Origin of the sequence: Streptomyces sp. NPDC059455 (assembly GCF_042750115.1) — a bacterium.
In the GTDB taxonomy this organism is placed as follows: domain Bacteria; phylum Actinomycetota; class Actinomycetes; order Streptomycetales; family Streptomycetaceae; genus Streptomyces; species Streptomyces endocoffeicus.
In genome coordinates, this window is the sequence record NZ_JBHYVB010000341.1 from 823 (window position 1) to 7623 (window position 6801).

The 6801-nt window shown below is 70.7% G+C and carries 4 protein-coding genes and 1 pseudogene; 1 reads left to right on the forward strand and 4 read right to left on the reverse strand.

The genetic code is table 11. From position 1 onward, the window contains the following. Positions 1-54: 54 nt before the first annotated feature. Together ACFXB5_RS51400 and ACFXB5_RS51405 are read right to left on the reverse strand one after the other, a co-directional pair. On the reverse strand, positions 55-1044 hold the full coding sequence (locus ACFXB5_RS51400; protein WP_385222459.1) for a TIGR04222 domain-containing membrane protein: 990 nt from the start codon (positions 1042-1044) through the stop codon (positions 55-57). Positions 1045-1049: 5 nt separating this feature from the next. Then, positions 1050-2438 (reverse strand): DUF692 family multinuclear iron-containing protein, encoded by a 1389-nt coding sequence (locus tag ACFXB5_RS51405; protein WP_385222462.1) that lies wholly within the window; start codon positions 2436-2438, stop codon positions 1050-1052. Positions 2439-2926: 488 nt separating this feature from the next. Between ACFXB5_RS51405 and ACFXB5_RS51410 the strand changes: the two genes are divergently transcribed. Next, a complete protein-coding gene (locus ACFXB5_RS51410; RefSeq protein ID WP_385222467.1) occupies positions 2927-4906 on the forward strand; it encodes a transglycosylase domain-containing protein in 1980 nt (659 codons plus the stop codon). A 129-nt stretch (positions 4907-5035) separates the two neighbouring features. Here the strand turns inward: ACFXB5_RS51410 and ACFXB5_RS51415 are convergent, their stop codons facing one another. Both ACFXB5_RS51415 and ACFXB5_RS51420 read right to left on the reverse strand, forming a co-directional pair. Then, positions 5036-6292, reverse strand: coding sequence for a hypothetical protein (locus ACFXB5_RS51415; protein ID WP_385222464.1), 1257 nt, complete (start codon positions 6290-6292; stop codon positions 5036-5038). A gap of 143 nt (positions 6293-6435) precedes the next feature. After that, positions 6436-6801: pseudogene (locus ACFXB5_RS51420) on the reverse strand (hypothetical protein); the annotation flags it as partial.

The window sequence follows — 6801 nt, forward strand, 5'->3', positions numbered from 1 at the left end:
CGCGCCGCCCGCGCGGGGCCACCGGGCCGCGGCGCGGCCCTCGGGCGGGGCGGCTCAGCCGCCGCCTCCGCAGCCGCCGCCCCCGCCCCCTCCGCAGCCGCCGCCCCCACCGCAGCCCGAACCGCCGCCGCCTCCGCCGCAGGATGAGCCACCGCATGAGGAGCCTCCGCAGCCGGAACCGCCACCGCCGCCGCCTCCTCCTCCGCACCACGATCCGCCACCGGAGTCCGACGCTCCCGTCGGTCCCGACGAACCCGAAGTGGCGGGCACCTTTTGCGCATCCAGCAGTTGGGCTCGCAGCAGCGGATCATCCGTCAGGGCGGCCGCACCGGTCAGCGCGACGACGACTATCAGGGGGACCGTCGCCGGGTGGCCGACGGACCGGGCGCGCCGTATGCCGACCCCCGAGTCCCTCCGGTACGTCGTCAGCGCCCGCTGCCCGGCGGCGGTCAGTCGGCGCTTGCCCGCACCGGCACAGATCCCGCCCACGAGGAAGCCGGCGAACAGCGCGGGGGCGATCTTGAGGATCAGCGGAAGTTCGTCGCTGTCCGTGATGTTGATGGCCATCGCGATGCCCAGGAACGTGCCCGCGAAGCAGAGCCCGACCTGGAGCCGTGCCAGCCGGTGCCAGAACCGGAGGGCGTCCGGCCGCACCATCAGCCCGCGCCCCGCCAGCTGGTCGCCGATCGCCTGCACCACCGGACTGCGCATCAGCTCCCGGCGCAGCCACTTCAGGCCGCCGTGCGGGGAGATGGCGCACAGCCGCAGCAGCTCCTCCTCGACCGGGCCGCGCGCGACCGGCTGTCGTACCGAGACCACGCCGGGGTCGCCGATCGCCAGTCGCCCGTCCGCGTACATCGCGCTGATCACGGTGTCCGCCACCCGCCCCGGCCCGCCCGCCAGGAACGCGGCCTCCAGCAGGTCGTGCGCCTGGGCGTACACCGGCCTCGAGACCTCCCTGCGCCGGGACCGGACCGTACCCGTGATGAGCACCACCGACGACACGGCGACCGCCAGATAGATCAGGCTCACGATCGCGCCCATGCCGCTCACCGCCCCCCGCTCAGCGCGAGCCGGACCCGGCGGGCCAGCCGCGCCGCCGGATGGGACGCCAGGGGCGCGGGCCCGGACCGCTCCTGCCACCACAGCGTCAGCCGGCGCCGGGCGGCCGCGTCGTCGGGCCGGCCGTCCGCCAGCAGATGCTCGGCGAACGACATCGCGTCGCGGCGGTAGCCGCCGGTCATCGGGCGGCCGTCGGCGTACCGCGCGAACGCCGAGCGGTAGCCGGTGCCCAGGATCTCGGGCAGTTCCGGGGCCACCTTGGCGATCACGGACTCCCGCTTGGCGGTCAGCGCCGCGCTCTGCACCCGCAGCCGCCGCCGGTCGAAGCCCTCGGGCGGCGGGGTGCCCCCGACCAGCGCGGACAGCAGCGCGGTCTGGGCGAGCGCCAGCCGCTCCCGGGCGGCGTCCGGTACGGGCGCGTCGGGCACGGGCGCATCGGGCGCGGCGGACGTCCTCACCGAAGCCTCGGGCGCGGCGGACTCCCCCATGGGAGCCTCGGCGCCCCCGCCCCCGGCCCTCACCGGAGCCTCGGCGCCCCCGCCCCCGCTTCTGACCCCCGCCGCCGTCACCGCGCGGATCGCGTCCAGTTCGCCCGCGAGCTCCTCCGCCGCCGGGAAGTCCTCGTCGCGCTCCAGCAGCACCCCGGGCGGTGTCGTGCGGGCGCACAGCTTGGCGAGCACGTCCAGCACCGGCTGGGTCACCGGGTGGGCGTGGCTGTCGTGCCACACCCCGTCCCGCTCCACCCCGCCCGCCACATGGACGTAGGCGATCGCCGAGGTGGGCAGCTCGTCCAGCGCCTTGGCCGGGTCCTCGCCCCGGTTGACGTGGTTGGTGTGCAGATTGGCCACGTCGATGAGCAGCCGCACCCCCGTGCGCTCCACGAGCTCGGCCAGGAACTGGCCCTCCGTCATCTCCTCGCCGGGCCAGGAGATCAGCGCCGCGATGTTCTCCACCGCGAGCGGCACCGGCAGCGCGTCCTGCGCGATGCGCACGTTCTCGCACAGCACGTCCAGCGCGTCACGGGTCCGGGGCACCGGCAGCAGATGCCCGGCCTCCATGGCCGGTGACGCGGTCAGCGGCCCCCCGGCCCTGACGAACGCGATGTGCTCGGTGACCAGCGGCGAGCCCAGCGCCTCGGCCCGCTCGGCCAGCGCCCGCAGGCGGCCGGGGTCGGGCCGCTCGGCTCCCCCGAGGCCGAGCGACACCCCGTGCGGGACCACCGTGGTCCCGCGCTCGCGCAGCCGCCGGAGCGCGTCCGGCACATGGTCGGGGCAGATGTTCTCCGCCACCACCTCCACCCAGTCGATGCCGGGCAGCCGCGCGATGTCATCGGCGATCTCCGGTCGCCAGCCGATTCCGGTACCGAGGCGCACCATGGCTCCCCCTCCTCGTTCCGTACCGCGTCCCCCGCGGTGTTTCTCGCGTGCCGGGGTCATGACCCCATACAGGGAGGACGAATCCCCCGGCCGCATGGTTCAGAGGTTCATTTGAGCTTCGGGGTGTCACGGCGGGGACGCCCTCGGGGTCATGCGCCGGACCATCGGGCGGTGGCGGTCCGGGCGGTGGCGGTGGTGGTCCGGGCGGTGACCAGGGGCGGACCCGGGCGGACCCGGGCGGTGCGAAAGGTCACCGGGTGGGTGGAGTCCCTGAATATGGTCACTGTTACAAAAAATTGGTGCCCTGTGGCGACAGATGTTCAGAAGGGAAAATAGGATCGGTCTGGTCTGGGGGGATGGAAGATCACACCTTTGTGCCGCGCCCGCGCGCGGAGCGAGCGTGGGGGAAACACGTGCTGGGCAGCAGCGACAACGCCATGGGGAAGCACCGCAAGCATCGCCGTAAGCCGCCCTCGAGGACCCGGGGGATGCGGCTGCGCCGCTGGGCGGCCGCGCGGATCCGGCTGGACTATCCCCGGGCCGGGCGGCGCGGTGCGACGCGATGGCTGCCGTCGTGGCGTCAGATCGCCCTGCTCTTCGTGTTCTGCCTCGGCAGTCTGACCGGTTTGCTGAGCTTTCTGTATATGCAGACCGACATCCCGAAGAACCTCAACGACTTCGCCACCCAGCAGGACAACGTCTACTACTGGGCCGACGGCACCGAGATGGCCCGCACCGGCCCGGTCAACCGGCAGGAAGTGCCGCTGGGCAAGGTGCCGGAAGAGGTCCAGTGGGCGGTGCTCGCCGCCGAGAACGCCAGTTTCTACACCGACAGCGGGGTGTCCCCGAGCGGGCTGATGCGCGCCGTGACGCGGATGGTGACGGGTGGTGAGACGCAGGGCGGCTCGACCATCACCCAGCAGTATGTGAAGAACGCCTATCTGAATCAGCGCCAGACCTTCTCCCGCAAGCTCACCGAGATGTTCATGGCCATCAAGCTGGATGACCGGATGAGCAAGCGGGAGATCCTCCAGCGCTATCTGAACACCAGCTGGTTCGGGCGCGGCAGTTACGGCATTCAGCGGGCGGCGTACGCGTACTACGGCAAGGACGTCTCGGAACTCAACGCGAGCGAGGGCGCGTTGCTCGCCTCGCTGCTCAAGGGCGCCGGGACCTTCGATCCGACGCTCAGCGCCAAGAATCACAAGCGGGCCGTCGACCGCTGGAAGTGGGTGCTGGACCGGATGGTGGACATCGGAAAGCTGTCCAAGTCCGAGCGGGCGCGCTATACGACGTTCCCCGAGCCCAAGGCGCCGCCCAGGCCGGTGGGGCTCACCGGCCAGGTGGGCTATCTGGTGGAGACGGCCAAGGCGTATGTCAGCTCCCACACCGACATATCCGACGCCGATTTCGACCTGGGCGGCTATCAGATCCACACCACCTTCGAGAAGCCGAAGGTCCAGGCGCTCGCCAAGGCGGTGAAGAAGACCCGGGACAACCTCGACCCCGAGGAGCGCCCCGAGGACCGCCATGTGCGCATAGGCGCCGCGTCCGTGGCCCCGGGGGGCGCCATACGCGCGCTGTACGGCGGCCCCGGCTATCTGGAGCAGGGATTCAACGACGCGAACGCCTCCACCGTCCCGGCCGGCACCTCCTTCACCCCCTTCGTCTACGCCGCGGCGCTGCGCGACGGCGTCCTGCTGGAGCGCAACGGGGTGCGGACGCCGGTGACGCCTTCGACGCTCTACGACGGTGACAACAAGATCGCGGTGCATACGCCCGAGGGCCCGTACTGGGACCGCGGCGGCAAGATCGTGCGGGCCACCAATGACGGCGACGCCTCCTATGGGCAGGTCCCGCTGCGCCAGGCGATCGTGCGGTCCATCAACACCCCGATGATCCAGCTGGGCATGGACGTCGGCCTGGACCGGGTCCGTCGGGCGTCCATCGACGCGGGGCTGCTGCCCAGCAGCTTCGGCGCGCGGGTGCCCGCGTTCTCGCTCGGCACCGCGACGCCCAGTTCGATCCGTATGGCCAGCGCCTACGGGACGTTCGCGGCCGATGGCACGCACTACGCGCCGTACTCGGTGGGCGGGCTCACCCACGGCGGGCAGAAGGTCGAGCTGCGCAAGGACCGCGCCAAGCGGGCCTTCAGCGCGGCGGTCGCGGCGCAGGTGGACGACGCGCTGCGCGGCGCGGTCCAGAGCCCGGACGGCTCGGCGCGCGAGGCCGCCGTGGGCGGTGGCGAGGTGGCCGGTAAGGGCGGCACGGCGCAGGACGGCACCTCCGCCTGGTTCGTCGGGTACACCAAGAAGCTCTCGACGGCGGTCTCGCTGTCCCGGGTGGATCCGAAGTCGCAGGAGCTGATGCCGCTCAAGGGAATGGGCGGGGGAGGCACCGATACTTCGGGCGACACCTACCCCATGGACATCTGGAAGAGCTATATGACGGACGGGGCGGCGGAATGAGCCGCCCCGGCGCGAGCCGCACTGGCGGAATGCGCTACCCGGGCGTGAGCCGCCTCGGCACGAGTCGCATTGGCATGAGCCGTATCGGCATGAGCCGTATCGGCGGAAAGGGCCCCGCAACGGGACCGCTTACTTGCTCTTGGTGTACGTGGACCAATCCGGCGATTCCGCCGGGTCCAGCATCCGCAGCTTCGCCAGGACCTTCGGGTCCTGGGCGTCCAGCCAGTCGGCGAGCTGCTTGAACGACACGCACCGCACTCCGTCGCGGCGGCAGACGTTCCTCATCACGTCCTCGATGGCCTGCATATAGATGCCGCCGTTCCAGGTCTCGAAGTGATTGCCGATGAACAGCGGCGCCCGGCTGCCGTTGTAGGCCCGCTCGAAGCCGTTCAGATATCCCTGACGGGTCAGCCGCTCCCACTCCGCGTATTTCCCCGGATCGCCCTCGGTGCTGTCACCGGACTGGTTGAAGAGGAAGTTGAAGTCCATCGAGAGGACCTGCTTCTCGCTCTCCGGATACGGCACCAGCTGCAGCGGGAAGTTCCAGATTCCATCGATCTTGGACGGCCAGAGCTGGAAGTCGCCCGGGGAACTTGCGTCATAGCGCCAGCCGAGGGACTTGATCGCCGGAATCAGCGTCTTCTGACCCTCCAGGCACGGCGCCCGCCCGCCCACCAGCTCCACGTCATAGTCGAACGGCAGCGGTTTGATGTCGGTGAAGCCGGTGTTCGTCTTCCACTGCTTCACGAACGAATACGCCTGCTCCGTTTCGCTCTTCCACTCCTCGGTGGACCAGTCCTCCCCGCCCTTGGCGCCGCAGAAATGGCCGTTGAAGTGGGAGCCGATCTCATTGCCGTCCAGCCAGGCCCCGCGCAGCTGCTCCAGGGTCTCCCTGATGTGCTCGTCGGTGGGGAAGGATATGGCGGCCGAGCCCGGCTTGTGCTGCGGCGGCCGATAGAGGTCGCTCTTCGACTTGGGCAGCAGATACATCCCGCTCAGGAAGAACGTCATGGTGGCGTTGGTCTCCTTGGCCACCTCGCGGAAGCGGGAGAAGAGATGGTCGTCGTTCTCCAGCGCGCCGTCCCAGGAGAAGACCACGAACTGCGGCGGCTTCTCACCCGGTTTGAGCTTCTCGGGCTTGAGCTGATGCGGCTGCGGTCCGGTGTAGGACGTCGAGCCGTCCCCGAGCACCTTGTCCTTGCCGTCCCAATGTGCGTACTTGTCTTCCTTCTTGGGCTCCCTGGGGACCCGGTCCGACTTGGGGGACGCCGCGGCGGCGGGGAGGTCCCCGTCCTGCGCGCCCCCCGCGTCCCCCGGCGAGGTCAGGGCTATCAGCAGCGCCACCACGACGGCCACGGCCGTCAGCGCGCCTAAGGGCGCGGCCACGCCATAGGCGTTCCTCGCACTTAAAGCCTTCAACGCTTTCACGATCTCCAGCGCCTTCACGGGTCCCGCCCCCTGGCAACAGTACAGATGTACGTCCCCCTCAGTATCACAGAAGTATCACGTGCCCTTCACATCAGTCATCCTCACCAACCGGTCAAAAGCAGGTGGTTGACGAGCAGTGAGAGGCAGGCCTGGACCAAGAGCCATCGGCGGCGATCACGGGCGGGCAGGAGCGCGGTGGTCGGCAGCAGCCAGACGAGGAAGGGAAGCCAGATCCGCTCCGTCTCGGCCTTGCTCATCCCGGACAGATCGGCCACGACGAGCGCCAGCAGCGCGGCGAAGGTCAGCACGACGAGCCCGTCCGGGGCGCCAGGACCGCCCGGTCCGCCAGAACCGCCCGGCTCGCCCGGTCCGCCAGAACCGCCCGGCTCGCCCGGTCCGCCAGAACCGCCCGGCCCGCCAGGACCGCCCGGCCCGCTCGGGCGCAGCCGCCGGGCGGTGTCCGGCAC